The 17933-nt window shown below is 68.6% G+C and carries 17 protein-coding genes; all 17 read left to right on the top strand.

Going from position 1 to position 17933, the window contains the following annotated elements; translation table 11 throughout:
* The first annotated feature begins 175 nt into the window (after positions 1 to 175).
* The 17 genes from lysA (at position 176) to D451_RS0124690 (ending at position 17925) form a co-directional block, all read left to right on the top strand.
* Positions 176 to 1561 (top strand): diaminopimelate decarboxylase, encoded by a 1386-nt coding sequence (lysA, locus tag D451_RS0124770; protein WP_017536389.1) that lies wholly within the window; start codon positions 176 to 178, stop codon positions 1559 to 1561.
* Between the two features lie 70 nt (positions 1562 to 1631).
* Positions 1632 to 2918, top strand: a complete 1287-nt coding sequence (locus D451_RS0124765) for a homoserine dehydrogenase (RefSeq protein WP_017536388.1) — start codon at positions 1632 to 1634, stop codon at positions 2916 to 2918.
* Between the two features lie 222 nt (positions 2919 to 3140).
* Complete coding sequence (thrC, locus tag D451_RS0124760) at positions 3141 to 4199, top strand: threonine synthase (RefSeq protein ID WP_014909610.1); 1059 nt, start codon at positions 3141 to 3143, stop codon at positions 4197 to 4199.
* Between the two features lie 79 nt (positions 4200 to 4278).
* Positions 4279 to 5241, top strand: coding sequence for a homoserine kinase (thrB, locus tag D451_RS0124755; RefSeq protein ID WP_017536387.1), 963 nt, complete (start codon positions 4279 to 4281; stop codon positions 5239 to 5241).
* A gap of 438 nt (positions 5242 to 5679) precedes the next feature.
* Positions 5680 to 7662 carry a transcription termination factor Rho gene (gene rho, locus D451_RS0124750; protein ID WP_014909632.1) on the top strand — a complete coding sequence of 661 codons (1983 nt, stop codon included), beginning with the start codon at positions 5680 to 5682 and terminating at the stop codon, positions 7660 to 7662.
* Positions 7663 to 7885: 223 nt separating this feature from the next.
* Entirely contained in the window at positions 7886 to 9709 is a 1824-nt protein-coding gene (locus tag D451_RS0124745) for an L-lactate permease (protein WP_017536386.1), read from the top strand.
* A 197-nt stretch (positions 9710 to 9906) separates the two neighbouring features.
* Complete coding sequence (rpmE, locus tag D451_RS0124740) at positions 9907 to 10116, top strand: 50S ribosomal protein L31 (protein WP_014912523.1); 210 nt, start codon at positions 9907 to 9909, stop codon at positions 10114 to 10116.
* A 108-nt stretch (positions 10117 to 10224) separates the two neighbouring features.
* Positions 10225 to 11295 carry a peptide chain release factor 1 gene (prfA, locus tag D451_RS0124735; RefSeq protein ID WP_014911216.1) on the top strand — a complete coding sequence of 357 codons (1071 nt, stop codon included), beginning with the start codon at positions 10225 to 10227 and terminating at the stop codon, positions 11293 to 11295.
* The gene (gene prmC, locus D451_RS0124730; RefSeq protein ID WP_014912582.1) at positions 11292 to 12155 is read left to right on the top strand and encodes a peptide chain release factor N(5)-glutamine methyltransferase; all 864 of its coding nucleotides are present in this window, start codon (positions 11292 to 11294) and stop codon (positions 12153 to 12155) included. The genes prfA and prmC overlap by 4 nt, the downstream gene beginning before the upstream one ends.
* A 96-nt stretch (positions 12156 to 12251) precedes the next feature.
* Complete coding sequence (locus D451_RS0124725) at positions 12252 to 13058, top strand: L-threonylcarbamoyladenylate synthase (protein WP_014911858.1); 807 nt, start codon at positions 12252 to 12254, stop codon at positions 13056 to 13058.
* Positions 13059 to 13070: 12 nt separating this feature from the next.
* Positions 13071 to 14237, top strand: a complete 1167-nt coding sequence (locus D451_RS0124720; RefSeq protein WP_017536385.1) for an MraY family glycosyltransferase — start codon at positions 13071 to 13073, stop codon at positions 14235 to 14237.
* A gap of 224 nt (positions 14238 to 14461) precedes the next feature.
* Positions 14462 to 14884, top strand: a complete 423-nt coding sequence (locus tag D451_RS0124715) for a hypothetical protein (protein WP_014911135.1) — start codon at positions 14462 to 14464, stop codon at positions 14882 to 14884.
* Positions 14885 to 14989: 105 nt separating this feature from the next.
* Complete coding sequence (locus D451_RS27545; RefSeq protein ID WP_026125345.1) at positions 14990 to 15220, top strand: AtpZ/AtpI family protein; 231 nt, start codon at positions 14990 to 14992, stop codon at positions 15218 to 15220.
* A gap of 105 nt (positions 15221 to 15325) precedes the next feature.
* Positions 15326 to 16156, top strand: coding sequence for a F0F1 ATP synthase subunit A (gene atpB, locus D451_RS0124705; protein ID WP_014908986.1), 831 nt, complete (start codon positions 15326 to 15328; stop codon positions 16154 to 16156).
* A gap of 124 nt (positions 16157 to 16280) precedes the next feature.
* Positions 16281 to 16502: an ATP synthase F0 subunit C gene (gene atpE, locus D451_RS0124700; RefSeq protein WP_014911606.1), complete on the top strand. Its 222-nt coding sequence runs from the start codon at positions 16281 to 16283 to the stop codon at positions 16500 to 16502.
* A 56-nt stretch (positions 16503 to 16558) separates the two neighbouring features.
* Entirely contained in the window at positions 16559 to 17104 is a 546-nt protein-coding gene (locus tag D451_RS0124695) for a F0F1 ATP synthase subunit B (RefSeq protein ID WP_017536383.1), read from the top strand.
* On the top strand, positions 17104 to 17925 hold the full coding sequence (locus D451_RS0124690) for a F0F1 ATP synthase subunit delta (RefSeq protein WP_014908194.1): 822 nt from the start codon (positions 17104 to 17106) through the stop codon (positions 17923 to 17925). Before D451_RS0124695 ends, D451_RS0124690 begins: the two co-directional genes overlap by 1 nt.
* Positions 17926 to 17933: the final 8 nt, after the last annotated feature.

The following is a 17933-nucleotide window of genomic DNA, read 5'->3' as shown; positions in this document are numbered from 1 at the left end:
ATCCTCATCTGCTACAAGCATCTGGCCAAGCACAGCGAGGACTTTTGAGATGAGCTCTTAGTGGACAATGGTGAGGGGTCCCCTCGCCGCCACCGGGGGTGTCGTCGTGCGACCTCACCCCGTCGCGGGCACAGCATCACCACAAGACGTACGAAGTCCCAGCCGAAAGACCGCCATGAGCCGCTACGCCCACCCCGCCGGATCCCGCCACGCGGAGGTCCTGCCGGAGGACAACCCGCCGCTGCCGCCCGAAGACCTCAACGCCCTGGACCCGCGCGTGTGGCCCGCCACCGCGCGACGCGAGGACGGCGAGCTCACCGTCGGCGGCGTCGGGGTGCGCTCCCTCGCCGCCGAATACGGCACCCCGCTCTTCGTGATGGACGAGGAGGACTTCCGTTCCCGGGCCCGTGCCTACTCCACCGCCTTCACGGACGCCGACGTCTACTACGCGGGCAAGGCCCTGCTGACCAAGGCCGTCGCCCGCTGGGTGGTCGAGGAGGGGCTCAAGCTCGACGTCTGCTCCGGCGGCGAACTGGCCGTCGCCCTGGCGGCGGGGGTACCGACCGAACGCATCGGCATGCACGGCAACAACAAGTCGGTGGCCGAACTGCGCCGCGCGGTGGAGGTCGGCGTCGGCCGGATCATCGTGGACTCCCTCGACGAGATCGAACGCCTGGAGGGCATCGCCCGCGAGGCCGGAGCCCGCCCCAAGGTCCTCATCCGGGTGACCACCGGAGTGGAGGCGCACACCCACGAGTTCGTCGCCACCGCGCACGATGACCAGAAGTTCGGTTTCGCGCTGAGCACCGGCGCCGCGGCGGAGGCGGTCCGTCGGGTCCTGGGCGCCGACCACCTCGATCTGGTGGGTCTGCACTCGCACATCGGCTCGCAGATCTTCGACACCTCCGGGTTCGAGGTCGCCGCGCGTCGGGTGACCCGATTCCTCACCCGGATCCACGAGGAACTCGACGTCACCCTCGCCGAACTGGACCTGGGCGGCGGTCTGGGCATCGCCTACACCTCCGTGGACACCCCGCTCGACCCTCAGACCATCGCCGAGAGCCTCACCGAGATCGTGCGCCGCGAATGCGAGGAGGTGGGCCTGCCGACGCCCCGCGTCGCGGTCGAACCGGGCCGTGCCATCGCCGGACCGGCGGGGATCACCGTCTACGAGGTCGGCACCGTCAAGGACGTGGAGGGCATCCGCACCTACGTCAGCGTCGACGGCGGCATGAGCGACAACATCCGTACAGCCCTGTACGGGGCCGAGTACACCGGGCAACTGGTCTCCCGGGAGAGCGGAGCCGCACCGATGCTCTCCCGATTGGTCGGCAAGCACTGCGAGAGCGGTGACATCATCGTGCACGACCTGTACCTGCCCGCCGACCTGCGGCCGGGCGACCTGGTGGCGGTGGCCGCCACGGGCGCCTACTGCTACTCCATGGCGAGCAACTACAACCACCTGCCCCGTCCCGCCATGGTGGCGGTCCGGGACGAGAACGCACGGGTCATCGTGCGCAGGGAGAACGAGGAGGACCTCCTCCGCCTCGACGTAGGCTGAACAGTTCGCCCCTCGGGCGCCGTCCGGCGTCCACGAGGTCGGACACGAGAGAAGTGGGAGTCACGCCCAAATGGCGATGAAGGTGGCGCTGCTCGGATGCGGCGTTGTGGGTTCGGAAGTCGTCCGCCTGGTCAACGAGCAGTCCGAGGAACTGGCCGCGCGGATCGGCACGTCGATCGAGATCGGCGGCATCGCGGTACGCCGCCTGGACCGTGACCGCGGGGTCGACCCGTCGCTGCTGACCACCGACGCCACGGCGCTGGTCACACGTCCCGACATCGATGTCGTGGTGGAGGTCATCGGCGGGATCGAACCGGCGCGTTCGCTGATCCTCGACGCGATCAAGTCGGGCAAGTCGGTGGTCACGGCCAACAAGGCGCTGCTCGCCGAGGACGGCCAGACCCTGCACACGGCGGCGCGCACCGCCGGGGTGGATCTGTACTACGAGGCCTCCGTGGCCGGGGCCATCCCGTTGCTGCGTCCGCTGCGCGACTCTCTGGCCGGGGACCGGGTCAACCGGGTCCTGGGCATCGTCAACGGCACCACCAACTACGTCCTGGACCGGATGGACTCCCTGGGCTCGGGGTTCACCGAGGCCTTGGAGGAGGCCCAGGCCCTCGGGTACGCGGAGGCCGATCCCACCGCGGACGTGGAGGGCTTCGACGCGGCCGCCAAGGCCGCGATCCTGGCCCGTCTGGCCTTCCACACCCAGAGGGTGACCGCCGCCGACGTCCACCGCGAGGGCATCACCGGGGTCTCCTCCGGGGACATCGCCAGCGCCCGGGCGATGGGCTGCGTCGTCAAACTGTTGGCGATCTGCCAGCGGTCGGAGGACGGCGAGTCCGTGGGCGTGCGCGTCCACCCGGTGATGCTTCCCGTGGAGCACCCCCTGGCCGGGGTCAAGGAGGCCTACAACGCGGTCTTCGTGGAGGCCGAGTCGGCCGGGCGCCTGATGTTCTACGGGGCCGGCGCCGGGGGCACGCCCACCGCCTCCGCGGTCCTGGGCGACATCGTGGCGGTGTGCCGGAACCGGCTCGCCCACACCTCGGTGGCCGAGGGCGCGCACGACACCGGGTTGCCGGTGCACGACATGGGTCGGACCATCACCAGCTACCACGTGGCGCTGGACGTGGCCGACCGTCCGGGCGTGCTCTCCAAGGTCGCCGAGATCTTCGCCGACCACGGGGTGTCCATCAAGAACGTGCGCCAGGAGGGCAGCGGAGACGACGCCCAGCTCGTGCTGGTGAGTCACCCGGCTCCGGACTCGGCCCTCAGCGCGACGGTCGAGCTGCTCAGCGCGCATCCGATGGTCCGTGAGGTGGCCAGCGTCATGCGCGTGGAGACCTTCCAGGACTGACCGGACACGGGACCGCCTCCGACAGGGTCGGGGGCGGCCCCGGTGCGTCCACATCGTGAGATCACAGTGCCCGGGATACAAGACACCCGGGGCGGGTCATAGACTCGTGGCAGGTGGGGGCCGGAGCGTCTCCGTGACACCTCACCCGCATTCCCGCGCGCGCCGTACGAGGCGGCGCGTCCAGCGAAACCGCATCCACCCGAAAGGGACACCGTCGTGAGCATGGCACGGGCGTGGCGAGGCATCGTCGAGGAGTACCGAGACCGCCTTCCCGTCAACGAGAACACCCCCGTCGTCACCCTCCAGGAGGGCGGCACCCCCCTGCTGCCCGCCACGCGTGTGTCCGAGCTCACGGGCTGCGAGGTCTTCCTCAAGGTCGAGGGGCTCAACCCCACCGGTTCCTTCAAGGACCGCGGGATGACCATGGCCATCTCCAAGGCGGCCGAGGACGGCGCGAAGGCCGTCATCTGCGCCTCCACCGGCAACACCAGCGCCAGTGCGGCCGCCTACGCCATTCGCGCCGGCATGACCTGCGCCGTCCTGGTGCCCCAGGGCAAGATCGCCATGGGCAAGCTCGCCCAGGCGCTCGTGCACGGCGCCCGTCTGCTCCAGGTCGACGGCAATTTCGACGACTGTCTGGAACTCGCCCGCAAGCTCAGCGTCGACTACCCCGTCGCCCTGGTGAACTCGGTCAACCCCTACCGTCTCCAGGGGCAGAAGACGGCCGCCTTCGAGATCGTGGACGCCCTCGGCGACGCTCCCGACATCCACTGCATCCCCGTCGGCAACGCCGGCAACATCACCGCCTACTGGATGGGCTACACCGAGTACGCCAGGGACGGTATCTCCACCGGGTCCCCGCGCATGCTCGGCTTCCAGGCCAGCGGCTCGGCCCCCATCGTCGACGGCGCCCCGGTGACCAGCCCCAGCACCATCGCCACCGCCATCCGGATCGGCAACCCGGCCTCCTGGAAGCTCGCCGAGCAGGCCAGGGACGAGTCCGGCGGGGCCATCGACAAGGTCACCGACCGCCAGATCATGGCCGCCTACAAGCTCCTGGCCGCTGAGGAGGGCGTCTTCGTCGAACTCGCCTCCGCCGCGAGCGTCGCCGGTCTCCTCCAGGCCTCCGCGGCCGGACAGGTGCCCAAGGGCAGCCGTATCGTCTGCACGGTCACCGGTAACGGCCTCAAGGACCCGGACTGGGCGCTGGCGGGAGCCTCCTCCGCCACCACCGTTCCCGTCGACGCCCAGGCCGCCGCCAAGGCCCTGGACCTCGCCTGATCAGCAGCTCCTTCGTCCCGTCGGCCCGAACCGCGTCCACGGCGGTCCGGGCCGCGGGAACGACCACTTGGAGAGTCGAGTGACCTCAGCACGCCCCGAACGGGTGTCCGTCGACGCCCCGGCGACCAGCGCCAACCTCGGGCCCGGCTTCGACGCCCTAGGGCTGGCCGTACGCCTGTACAACCGCTTCGACGTCGCGCTTCGTACGGACGACGAGCTCCATGTCACGGTGGAGGGCGAGGGGGCGGGCGAGGTCCCGCTCGGTCGACGCCACCTCGTGGTCCGGGCGATGGCCGAGGCCTTCGACCGGGCGGGGGAGAAGCTCCCCGGTCTGGACCTGCGCTGTGAGAACCGCATCCCGCACTCGCGTGGTCTCGGCTCGTCCTCCTCGGCGATCGTCGGCGGTGTCACGGCGGCCGCGGCCCTGCTCGGACGTCGGGGGCCCGACGGCGGCCCCGACCGGGACTGGATCTATCAGGTCTCCGCGGACCTGGAGGGTCACCCCGACAACGTGGCCCCCTGCGTCTACGGCGGATACACGATCGCCTATCGGGACGGCGCCTCCTGGGGGGTCTCCCGTTCCCTGACGGACGAGCGGATCCTGCCGGTGCTGTGCGTTCCGGGGTGGCGATTGTCCACCGAACGGGCCCGCGGCCTGTTGCCGGAGACCGTCTCGCACGCGGACGCGGCCTTCAACGCGGGACGCGCCGCGCTGATGACGGCGGCCGTTTGTGGCCAACCGGAATCCCTGTTCGCGGCGACCGAGGACCGGTTGCACGAGTCCTATCGGGCCCCGGCCATGCCCCGTACCCTCGATCTCGTGCGTGACCTGCGTGAACAGGAGGGACTCGCGGCCGTGGTCTCGGGTGCGGGGCCCACCGTTCTGGTCCTGTGCGCGATCCCCGAGGGACACGCGGGGACGGAATCGCCGGAAATCATCGGGCAGATTGATTCGATCGCTCGATGGGCGGGTAATGATTGGGACATACGCCCCCTGCACATCGAGCCGGCGGGGGTGCGGACCCCATCTCCCCATCCGTAGCATCTGTGTCGAGGAATAGCCGTGGCCTCTGGTGATGTTAGGCTTGGTGAAGCACCAGATGCCCCGTTGCGGGGCGTGTGCTCATCCGCCACAGCGGCTTCCGCGTCCCATACTCCGGCGGTCCGATCATGCGATCAACCGGAAGCGGTGGCCAAAGTGTCGAGTCCGCGGAATCTCCGCGACTGTGCCCACGTCTTCGAAGTCCGCTCCTCCTCGGATGAGCGTTTCGTCATGGTCGACAGGCATCACCTCCGAGCCATCCGCCCCGACGTCTGGCTGTACCCAGAGCCCGCCGCGATTGGGTAGGGGACCGACTACGCCGGTTTCCGACATCCACGTGGGGCACGCCCTACCCGGCCCCTGCCGGTTCGCACCATCGGGCCGGCCGATCGAGCACAAAGCCGACGGCCGAAGCCCGCTCCTTGGGAAGGACCCTTAGTGAGCGACACCACCGAACTCCGAACGGACGCGGCGGTCGACAGCAAGAAGAGCGCCGACGCCTCCGCGGAGACCGGCGAAGCCGCGCCGTCGGGTGCGTCCCGGTCCCGCGCGGCCTCGCGCGGTACCGGACTCGCCGCCCAGAAACTCCCCGAGCTCCAGAAGCTCGCGTCGAGCATGGGCATCACCGGTACGGGGCGCATGCGCAAGAGCGACGTCATCGCGGCCATCGAGGCCAAGCAGGGCGGCCCCGTCGCCCCCGCGAAGGCCAAATCCGCAAAGAAAGCCGACAGCGCTCCCACGGCCGGTAAGGTCGAGAACAATGACGGCCCGACCGAAGCCCAGTCTCCCGCCAAGTCGGGCACGGACGAGGCCCCGCGCAAGAGCGCGGGAGAGCGGTCGTCGGACCAGGCCGTGACCGAGTCCCAGGGTGGGAAGGGTGAGAAGCCCTCCCGTAGCCGTCGCTCGTCCCGCAGGCGCGGCGACGAGTCCGGTGACCAGCCCCGTTCGGTGGACGGCACCGACTCCTCAACCTCCGCGAGCAGCGTGACGAAGACATCCAGCACCCCCCAGAAGAACGGCCCCGACTCCGAGGACCGTGAGAACAGGTCCGGGCAGGGTCGCGAGCGCCAGCGTAACCGCCGTAACCGCAACCGTGGCGGTGACGACCAGAACGCGAACAACAACTCCGACCGCCAGCAGGGTGGTGGCGGCCAGAACCAGGGTCGTAACTCCGGTGACGACGACGATTTCGGCGGCGGTGGCCGCCGTCGGGGTCGGCGCAGGGATCGTCGCGACCGTCGCGGGCGCGGTGGCGGCCAGGAGGCCGAGCCGGTGATCGGCGAGGACGACGTCCTGCTGCCGGTCGCGGGAATCCTCGACATCCTGGACAACTACGCCTTCGTCCGTACCACCGGCTACCTGCCCGGTCAGAGCGACGTCTACGTCTCCCTGGCCCAGGTCCGCAAGCACGGTCTGCGCAAGGGCGACCACATCATCGGTGCGGTCCGTCAGCCCCGTGAGGGCGAGCGCCGCGAGAAGTTCAACGCCCTGGTGCGTCTGGACTCGGTGAACGGTATGTCCCCGGACCAGGCGAGGGGGCGTCAGGAGTTCTCCAAGCTCGTTCCGCTCTACCCGCAGGAGCGCCTGCGGCTGGAGACCGAGCCGAACATCCTCACCACCCGCATCATCGACCTGGTCGCACCGATCGGTAAGGGTCAGCGCGGGCTCATCGTCTCCCCGCCCAAGGCGGGCAAGACGATGGTGATGCAGGCGATCGCCAACGCCATCACCGAGAACAACCCGGAGTGCTACCTGATGGTGATCCTCGTGGACGAACGTCCCGAGGAGGTCACCGACATGCAGCGCACGGTCAAGGGCGAGGTCATCCACTCGACCTTCGACCGTCCGGCCGAGGACCACACGGTCGTCGCCGATCTGGCCATCGAGCGGGCCAAGCGGCTCGTGGAGATGGGTATGGACGTGGTCGTCCTGCTCGACTCCATCACCCGTCTGGGGCGCGCCTACAACCTGGCGGCCCCGGCCAGCGGACGCATCATGTCCGGTGGTGTGGACTCCACGGCCCTCTACCCGCCCAAGCGCTTCTTCGGCGCGGCCCGCAACATCGAGGGCGGCGGCTCGCTGACCATCCTGGCCACCGCGCTGGTCGAGACCGGTTCGCGCGCCGACGAGGTGATCTTCGAGGAGTTCAAGGGCACCGGCAACATGGAGCTCAAGCTCAACCGGTCCCTGGCGGACAAGCGGATCTTCCCGGCCGTGGACGTGGACGCCTCCAGCACCCGTAAGGAGGAGATCCTGATGTCGGCCGAGGAGCTGAACGTCGTCTGGAAGCTCCGCCGGGTGCTGCACGCCCTGGACACCCAGCAGGCGATCGAGCTGCTCCTGGACAAGATGAAGGAGTCCAAGAGCAACGCCGAGTTCCTGATGCAGATCCAGAAGACCACGGTGGGCCCCGAGCGCTGATCGGCGCCGCGGCCCCGCCGTGACGGCGGTGTGAACGAACGCGACGGCCCCTTCCCGGGAACGGGAGGGGGCCGTTCCGTATGCGGGGGCTTCGGAGGCGGCGGGGTTTCGAGCGGATATCACCAATGTGTTGCGGATCACATAAAGGGGATGGTGGGGCGGCCCTCGGCGATTTAGGGTCGCGCCACCCGAGTGCACCACCCGTACCAGGGAGCCGTCTGGAATGGACAACCTCGCCCTGCTCAGCCTCCTCGCGCTCACCCCGATCCTCGTGGTCGGTGTCCTCCTCGTCGGGTTCCGCCTGCCCGCCATGTACGCCATGCCCGCCGGGTACGTCGTCGTGGTCGGGATCGCGGTCCTGTTCTGGGGGACCGAATGGAGGGCCGTCGCGGCCTCCACCGTCCAAGGCCTGATCCTCGCCGCGGGCCTGCTCTACATCATCTTCGGCGCCCTGCTCCTGCTCGCCACCCTCAGCGGGAGCGGCGCCATCGCCACCATCCGGGCGACCTTCACCGACATCACCCCCGACCGTCGCATCCAGGCGATCATCATCGGCTGGCTCTTCGGGAGCTTCATCGAAGGGGCCTCCGGCTTCGGTACCCCCGCCGCCGTCGTCGCCCCGCTGATGCTGGCCCTCGGCTTCCCCGCCATGGCCGCCGTGATGGTGGGGCTGGTCATCCAGAGCACCCCGGTCAGCTTCGGAGCCGTGGGGACCCCCGTCCTGGTCGGCGTCTCCGGAGGACTGGAGGGGTCGGAGGCGGTCGCCGAACGGGCCTCCGTCCTCGGCCTCACCCTGCCCGGGTACGTGGACGTCATCGGCCTCCAGACGGTGCTGTTGCACGCCGTGCCCGGAACGCTCGTCCCGCTCTTCATCTGCTGCATGCTCTGTGGCTTCTACGGAGGGGAACGGCGCTTCTCCGACGGGCTCGGCGTCTGGAGGTTCGCCCTCTTCAGCGCCTTCGCCATGACGATCCCCTCGGTCCTGTACAACCACTTCCTCGGCGTCGAGTTCACCAGCCTCCTGGGCGGACTCACCGGACTGGTCATCGTGGTGTTCGCCGCTCGCAGGGGTTTCCTCATGCCGAAGCGGACCTGGGACTTCCCGCCGCGCGAGCGTTGGCTCGACCGCTGGACCGGACGGCTCGAATCCGGCACGGGCGTGGAGGAGACCGCCGGGCGCGGGATGGGACTGTTCCGCGCCTGGGCGCCCTATCTGCTCATCGTCGTCGTACTGGTCTCCACCCGCATGATCACCCCGCTGGAGGAGTGGTTGACCGGCGTGAAGGTGGGTGCCACCGACATCTTCGGGACCTCCGTCGGCCAGACCGTCGAACCCCTCTACTCGCCCGGCGGCGCCTTCATCCTCGTCTGTCTGATCACCTACGGTCTGCATCGGATGCGGCGCCGGGAGATCCTCGTCTCCTGGAAGGTCGCGGGCTCCCAACTGGCGGGGGCCGCCGTGGCCCTGTTGTTCGCGGTCCCCTTGGTCCGGGTCTTCATCAACACCGGCCCCGGGTTCGGCGACACCTCCCTGGAGAGCATGCCGCTGACCCTCGCCGTCGGAGCGGCCGAACTGGGCGGCGCGAACTGGCCGCTCCTGGCCCCGTGGATCGGGGCGCTGGGCGCGTTCGTCGCGGGCAGCAACACCGTCTCCAACCTGATGTTCTCCCTCTTCCAGTTCTCCACCGCCGAGCACATCGGGGTGACCCCCGAGACGGTCGTCGCCACCCAGGCGGTCGGCGGCGCGGCGGGCAACATGATCACCGTGCACAACGTGGTCGCCGCCTCCGCCGTGGTGGGCCTGGCCGGACGCGAGGGCGACCTCATCCGTCAGACGATCATCCCGATGACCTACTACGTGCTCCTCGCGGGAGCGGTGAGCCAGGTCTTCGTCTACGGGTTCGGACCCAACGTCGGGACGGTCGCGCTGGCCCTCGTCCTCGCGGCCCTGGTCGGCCTGGTCCTGTTCATCCGACGTCGGGACGCGGCCCCATCGCGGGCCGCGACGAGGGGCGACGGGGAGGTGCCGGAGGGGAGCCGGGAATAGGTACTGGTCCCGGCATGGTTGTCGGTCTGGCAAACTGGTATCGGGACACGGCCGTCCGCCCGTGAGGGAGAGCAGGCCGGTCCGTTACCTGGATCGCCGCGACACCGGTTCGCGCATGGCCACGACACCGCCCCACCCCTCCGACGGTGGTGCGGTCGTCATGCGTCCGGCGGTCGCGCTCACACAAGGAGACACACATGCAGGCCGACATTCACCCGGAGTACGTCGCCACCGAGGTGACCTGCACCTGCGGGGCCCACTTCATCACGCGCAGCACGCTCACCGGGGGCAAGATCCGCGCCGAGGTGTGCTCCGAGTGCCACCCGTTCTACACCGGCAAGCAGAAGATCCTCGACACCGGTGGTCGGGTCGCCCGCTTCGAGAAGCGCTTCGGCAAGCGCAAGTAGCGCCGCCCTCCCGTCCGGCGGGGCTCCCGCGAGGGACCCCACCGGACGGGACGCACCCCTATCGGGGAGATCGACGCACAGGGCAGACGAGAAGACGGGAATGGGAACGTGAAGCTGGACGACCTACTTGGGGAGTACTACGAGCTGGAACAGCAGCTCGCCGACCCCGAGGTGCACGCCAACCCGGCCGAGGCGCGCAGGCTGGGCAAGCGTTACTCACAGCTCACCCCGATCATCCAGACCTACCGTCAGCTCAAAGAGGTCGAGAACGACATCGACGCCGCGCGTGAGCTCGCGGCCGAGGACTCCTCCTTCGCCGAGGAGGCCGACCGGCTGACCGTCGAGGCCGAGCAGCTCACCGAACGCCTGCGCTTCCTGCTCATCCCGCGCGACCCCGCCGACGACAAGAACCTCATCATGGAGGTCAAGGCCGGCGAGGGCGGCGAGGAGTCCGCCCTGTTCGCCGGGGACCTGGTCCGGATGTACCTGCGCTACGCCGAGCGCCAGGGATGGAAGACCGAGGTCATCGACTCCACCCTCTCCGACCTGGGCGGGTACAAGGACGTCACGATCGCCTTCAAGAACAAGGGCACCCCCGAGCCCGGCTCGGGCGTGTGGCCCCAGCTCAAGTTCGAGGGCGGCGTGCACCGCGTCCAGCGCGTCCCGGTCACCGAGTCGCAGGGCCGCATCCACACCTCCGCGGCCGGCGTGCTCGTCGTGCCCGAGGCCGAGGAGATCGAGATCGAGGTCCACGAGAAGGATCTGCGCATCGACGTCTACCGCTCCTCCGGCCCCGGCGGACAGAGCGTCAACACCACCGACTCCGCGGTCCGGATCACCCACGTGCCGACCGGCATCGTGGCCTCCTGCCAGAACGAGAAGAGCCAGCTCCAGAACAAGGAGCAGGCCATGCGCATCCTCCGGGCCCGTCTCTACGCCGAGGCCCAGGCCAGCGCCGACGCCGAGGCCTCCGCCGAGCGTAAGAGCCAGGTCCGCACCGTGGACCGCTCCGAGCGCGTGCGCACCTACAATTTCCCGGAGAACCGCATCTCCGACCACCGGGTCGGATACAAGGCCTACAACCTCGACCAGGTCCTCGACGGGGAACTGGACGGGGTCATCAAGGCCCTGGTGGACGCGGACACCAAGGAGAGGCTCGAAGCGGCCCAGTCATCATGAACTTCCTACTCGACGAGGTCGCCCGCGCCACGCTCCGGCTCGCGGAGGCGGGCGTGGCCTCACCCCGCACGGACGCCGAGGAGCTCGCGGCGTTCGTGCACGGTGTTCGTCGAGGGGAACTCCACGCGGTGGCCGACGCCGACTTCGACGCCCGTTATTGGGAGTGCGTCTCCCGCCGTGAGGCCCGCGAGCCCCTTCAGCACATCACCGGACGCGCCTACTTCCGCTATCTCGAGCTCCAGGTGGGGCCGGGGGTGTTCGTGCCCCGGCCCGAGACCGAGATCATGGTGGACTGGGCCATCGAGACCCTGCGCGCCATGGACGTGGCCGACCCCCTGGTCGTGGACCTGGGCGCGGGTTCGGGGGCCATCGCGATCTCCATCGCCCAGGAGGTGCCGCGTTCACGCGTGCACACCGTGGAGATCGACCCCGAGGCGCTGAGCTGGACCCGGCGCAACATCGAGTCCGCCGGGCACGGCGACCGGGTGACCGCCCACCAGGGGGACATGCGCGCCGCGCTGCCCGAGCTCGACGGCCGGGTCGACCTGCTCATCAGCAACCCTCCCTACGTGCCCACCCGGGAGGCCGACACCATCCCCCCCGAGGTGCGGGACTACGATCCGGCCCCCGCGCTGTGGTCGGGTGAGGACGGTCTGGACATGATCCGCGACCTGGAGGCGGTCGGTCGCCGGCTCCTGCGTCCCGGCGGATCCATGGCGATCGAACACCACGACGGCCAGGGCATCGACATCCCCCGGCTGTTCCCCGAGGACAAGGGCTGGCGTGACGTCCTCAACCGTAAGGATCTGGCCAGACGCGACCGGTTCGTGGTCATGCGTCGGGCCGACGAGGACGACTGACGGCCCTCGTGTCGCCCTCGGACCACCACCCACATCCCCATCGTCGAACCGACACCCGAGGCCGGTCGACCCGTTCGAGATCGAGGTGAACACAGGGTGAGCCGTATCTACGATTGCGCGGACGAGTCCGCGCGCAAGGACGGCATCGCCGACGCCGCGTCCGCGGTGCGTCGAGGCGAACTCGTGGTACTGCCCACGGACACCGTGTACGGCATCGGCAGCGACGCCTTCAGCCCGAAGGCCGTCGCGCGGTTGCTGGAGACCAAGGGACGAGGGCGGGACATGCCGCCGCCGGTGCTGGTGGGCTCGATCCGGGCCGCCACCGCCCTCATCGACGACCTGGGCAACCACGGCCGTGACCTGATGGAGGAGTTCTGGCCCGGCCCGCTCACCCTGGTGTGCACCGCCACCCCCAGCCTGTCCTGGGATCTGGGCGACACCAAGGGCACCGTGGCCGTGCGCATGCCGATGGATCCGGTGGCCTTGGAGCTGCTCAAGGAGACCGGGCCCATGGCGGTCAGCAGCGCCAACAAGTCCGGGGAGCCGGCCGCCACCACCGCCGGCGAGGCGATCGAACAGCTCGGTGACGAGGACGTCGCGGTCTACCTGGACGGTGGGAGCAACGAGAGCACCGTTCCCTCGACCATCGTCGACCTGACCTACGCGGTTCCCAGGGTCCTGCGCTCCGGCGCCGTGTCGATCGAGCAACTGCGCGCCGTGTGCGGCACCGTCATCGGTGAGCTGCGCAAGGGGCGCACCAAGCCCAAGAAGGACGAGGGGGCCGAGGAGGCCGCCGAGTCCGGGACCGAGGAACAGACCGAGGAGAGCGGCGCGGAGACCTCCCGGGGTCCCGCTTCCGAAACGGAGGCCGAGGGGCCTCGAGGAGACCGCTCAGAGAGCTAGAGGGGCCGGCCCGTGCGGGAGTACGCGCTCACCTTCGTCATCGCCGCCGCGGTGACCTACCTGCTCGTGCCGTTGGTCCGCCGGTTGGCGATCGCCTTCGGCGCGGCACCCCCGGTACGTGAACGTGATGTGCACACCGAGCCCATCCCCAGGTTGGGCGGTCTGGCCATCTATGGAGGCTTCGCGGCCGCGCTGTTGATCTCCGCGCAGCTTCCGCACCTACAGAACGTGTTCGTCGCCAAGACCTGGATCGGTCTGTTGTTGGCCGGCGGGCTCATCACCGTCATCGGGGTCGTCGACGACCGGTGGGGGATGGACCCGCTGAGCAAGCTGGCCGGTCAGGTCGCGGCCGCTGGCATCCTCGTCTGGCAGGGCGTGCAGCTCCTGTGGCTGCCACTGCCGGGCACCCAGTTGTCGTTGGGCCCCTGGCTCGGCGCGATGGTCTCGATCCTGCTCATCGTGGTGACGATCAACGCCGTCAACTTCGCCGACGGGCTGGACGGGTTGGCCGCGGGGATCGTCGGCATCTCCTCCCTGGCCTTCTTCGCGTACTACTACGTGGTCGCGGTCGAGCAGGGGTTCGTGCGTCAGTCCTATCCGGCGATGATCGCGATCATCCTGGCCGGGACCTGTGTCGGTTTCCTCTTCCACAACTTCCACCCGGCCCGTGTGTTCATGGGCGACACCGGGTCGATGCTGTTGGGACTGTTGCTGACCTCCATCACGATCACGGTGACCGGCCAGTTCGACGCGAACACGGCCCGCGAGGAGTTCAACTCCTCCGGTCTGGTCGTCTTCCTGCCCATCGCGCTGCCCCTGCTGGTGATCGCGCTGCCGCTGGCCGACCTGGTCCTGGCGGTCCTGCGCCGGACCCTGGCGGGCAAGTCCCCGTTCGCCCCGGACCGCGGTCACCTGCACCACCGTCTGTTGGACATGGGACACACCCACGCTCGCGCGGTGCTGTTGATGTACCTGTGGGCGGGCATCGTCGCCTTCGCCGCGGTGGCGCTGTCGATCTTCGATTCGGCGTTCATCGTCCTGACGGTGACGGTCCTGGTCGCCACGTGTGCGGTCGGTCTCATCGCGCTGCCCCGACTGCGCCGTCGCGGGCTGCTCCCCTGGGACCGGGAGAAGGGGACGGAACGCTCGAAAGATCACCATCCGTCAACCGATGGATAAATGCCCGATCACGTTGACGACGGAGGTCCCGAGAGGGGGTCCGTATGTGCGCAGGTGTGAAGGCCGGAAAGAGTGTGTGCAAAGTGACACAAGGCCCGAAGCCGTACGAGGGCGGGGCTTTCGCAGGGCGTTAAGGCCGCGTTAAGGAGACCCTGGATTTGGTACCGAAAACCTTGTGATAGCTTTCACGAGCAGGTACCCACTGAACCCCACGGAGCTTCGTCATGCAGGAACACGACGCCCGGATCCTCCGCGGCGCCGCGCTTCCGAGCGCCGCGTGCGGGGTCCTGGCCATCGCGGTCTCGGCCCTTTTCGCGGGTATGGCCGGAGCTCTCGGGTCGGCCCTGGCGGTGGTCATCATCCTCGCCTGTTTCGGTCTGGGGCAGTGGGCGGTCATGATGGTCACCCGGCGGAACAAGGACCTGTTCCTCGCCGCGAACATGCTCGGTTTCGTCGTGAAGATGGCGCTGCTGGGCATTCTGCTGGTGACACTGGGCCGTAGCCCCCTCATCGCCGATCTCAGCAGCAACTCCTTCGTCTACAGCGCGTTGGCGGTGGTGCTGGTCTGGCTGGGTGGGCAGACCTGGGCCACCTCCCGGGCGAAGATCCTCCACGTGGACCCGAGTGAGAGCTCGGAGAGCACGTGATGGGGTGCCCCGCCGCGACCCGTCGAAATGGGCGTAATAACCTGTTCCACGGCAGGCGAACGGCCACCTTCCAGCCAAGCCCCACATGCTATATTCCGGAGCGAGATGAGCAGCGAACCAGCCGAGAAGAAGGGCTCCAGCGCGCCTCCCATGCCGCGAGAGTCCGATGGCTGGGCACTCTTCTCGACTCTGCTCTCGGGTGTGCTCGTGTGGAGCGCGATCGGCTGGGGCGCGGACAGGCTCCTGGGTTTCCAGGCACTCTTCCTGCCCATCGGGGCGGTTCTCGGCATGGCCGGCGCGATCTATCTGATCGTCACCAGGACACGCCACCTCTGAGCCCCCCGCAGTCCCGCGTCGCCCATCTCGCGACGACGCTAGCAGTAACAACCATCAACGAGGCTTTCTTGCGTCACGACGAAAGGATTCGCCGTGAGTGCTGACGTGCGCATTCTCGCGGCCGAACCGGGTTGCCATCTCTTCGGCGACAACGGTTGCGGGTTCCAGGCACCCACCATCAAGATGTTCTTCCCCGAACCTTGGTTCGATGGGATCCCTGGTAGTGCGGGCATCGACCTGTACCTGGTTCTGTTGCTCGTCGCGGTCGGTGCCGTCCTGCTTCTGTGGTCGTGGTTCAGCAAGAAGCTGAGCCTCGTCCCCGGCCGCAGGCAGAGTGTCGGCGAGATGCTGATCCTGTTCATCCGGGACAACATCACCCGCCCGACCATGGGCGCCAAGGGCGACAGCTTCATCCCGTTCCTCACGGCCGTATTCACGCTCATCCTGGCCATGAACTTCACCGGGCTCATCCCCGGCATGATCCCGGTCAACAGCAACCTCGCCTTCACGGCGATGTTCGCTCTCACGATCTACGTGATGACGATCGTCATCGGTGTCCGCAACCAGGGCGGCTGGGGCTACTTCAGCAACCAGCTCTTCCCGCCGGGGATGCCGAAGATCTTCTACATCATCGTCACCCCGATCGAGCTTCTCTCGGTCTTCCTCATCCGCCCGGCGACGCACGCTCTGCGTCTGTTCGCGACCATGTTCGCGGGCAGCCTGCTGCTGGCCGTGTTCGCCTACGGCGGCTGGTACATGCTGAACCTGACGGCGGAGCCGATGCTCGCCGCGGTCTCGGTCCTCTTCTCCGGCGCCGCGCTGATCGGTTACGTCCTCTTCTTCCTCTTCGAGATCCTGATCATGCTGATCCAGGCCTTCGTGTTCACACTGCTCGCGAGCCTCTACATCAGCCAGTCGCTCGAGGCGGCCCACTAGACCCCCTCCCCGTCCCCCCGATCCCGTGATCGGACCGGGCTCGAGGAGTGCTTCAAACCCGTCCACACCGGCGCACTGACCAATTGCGAACCGCAACGCCGGACGTCGAGTAAAGGGAAACACCATGGACATCGCCGCTATCTCCGGCAGCATCAACACCGTCGGCTACGGCATCAGCGTCATCGGCGCCGGTATCGGTGTCGGTATCATCTTCGGTCTCGGCATGCAGGCCATCGCCCGTCAGCCCGAGGCCCGCGGCCCGCTCCAGACCAACATCTACCTGGGTATGGCCCTGGTCGAGGCCCTCGCCATCCTGGGCTTCGTCCTCGCCTTCGCCGTCAACTAAACAGCCATCGCCAACCGTTTTCCGATGGCTACTGACGACGTGAAGGAGGGCTGACCATGTTGCACGAGTTGGCAGCCGAACCAAACATTCTGCGGATCGACTGGGTGAAGTTCACCTTCGGTGTGATCGCGCTCGCCGTGGTCTACTTCTTTGTGGCCCGCAAGGCGGTCCCCAAGGTGATGAAGGTCCTCGACGAGCGTCATGACGCCATCGAGGGCGGCATCGAGCGGGCGAAGAACGCCGAGTCCGAGGCCGAGGAGATCCGCCAGCAGTACCGCGAGAAGCTCGAAGAGGCCCACCGCGAGTACGCGCAGGAGATCGAGAAGGCCAAGGAGCAGCGCGCGGCGATCATCGCCGAGGCTCGCGACGAGGCCCAGGTCGAGGCCAAGCGGATCATCGACGCCGCCAAGGCCCAGATCGAGGCCGACCGCCAGCAGGCGGTGGCCCAGCTCCGCGCCGAGATCGGCACCCTGTCCACCGAGCTCGCGAGCCGCATCGTCGGTGAGACGCTCAGTGACGGCGCCGCCCAGACCCGGGTGGTGGACCGGTTCCTCGAGGAGCTGGAGCAGGACGAGAGCGCGAAGCAAGCCGAGGTGCGCTGATGCGTGGTATCAGCCGCAGCTCCCTGGCCGAGGTGACCCGGCGCCTGGACACGAACGTCCTGGCGTCGGCCGACGCCGCGCAGCACGCGCTCTCGCTCGGTGGCGAACTCTTCGAGGTCGTCACCCTGCTCGGCGGCGAGCACACGCTCCGCCGCTGGCTCGCGGACCAGGCCAACTCCTCCGAGGACAAGACCGCCCTGATCGGTCGCATCCTCGAGGGCAAGGTGTCGCCGTCCACGGTCATCGTGGTCAGCGACGTCGTGGCCCAGCCGTGGTCCACCGCGCGTGACATGCAGGACGCCCTGGAGCGGATGGCGGTCTACGCGACCGTCGCCTCCGTCGAGGGCGGCCGGCTGGACGAGCTCGAGGACGAACTGTTCCGCTTCCAGCGGATCGTCGTCGCCGAGCCGGACCTGCGCGCGGCTCTGACCCGTGACGGTGTCGACCACTCGCACCGGCGCTCGCTGGTCGAGAACCTGCTCTCGGGCAAGGTGAACGCCGCGACGTCGGCCCTGGTCGCCCAGGCGGTCACCAACCCGCGGGGACGTACCCTGGAGCAGGCGCTCGACAACTTCGGCCAGTTGGTGGCCGAGCGCGCGCAGCGCTACATCGCCGTGGTACGCACCGCACACGCTCTGAGCGAGGACCGGCAGGAGCGCCTGCGCGCCCTGTTGAGCCGAAAGTACGGCCGTGACATCCACCTGAACATCGAGGTCGCCCCGGAAATCCTGGGTGGACTCTCCATCCAGGTGGGCGACGAGGTCATCGACGGCACCATCGCCGGGCGCATCGCCGAGGTCCAGCGTCGTCTGGCCGGTTGAACACGCGA

It is taken from the genome of Nocardiopsis alba DSM 43377 (assembly GCF_000341225.1).
Lineage (GTDB): Bacteria > Actinomycetota > Actinomycetes > Streptosporangiales > Streptosporangiaceae > Nocardiopsis > Nocardiopsis alba.
This window is presented reverse-complemented; position numbering and strand designations above follow the sequence as displayed.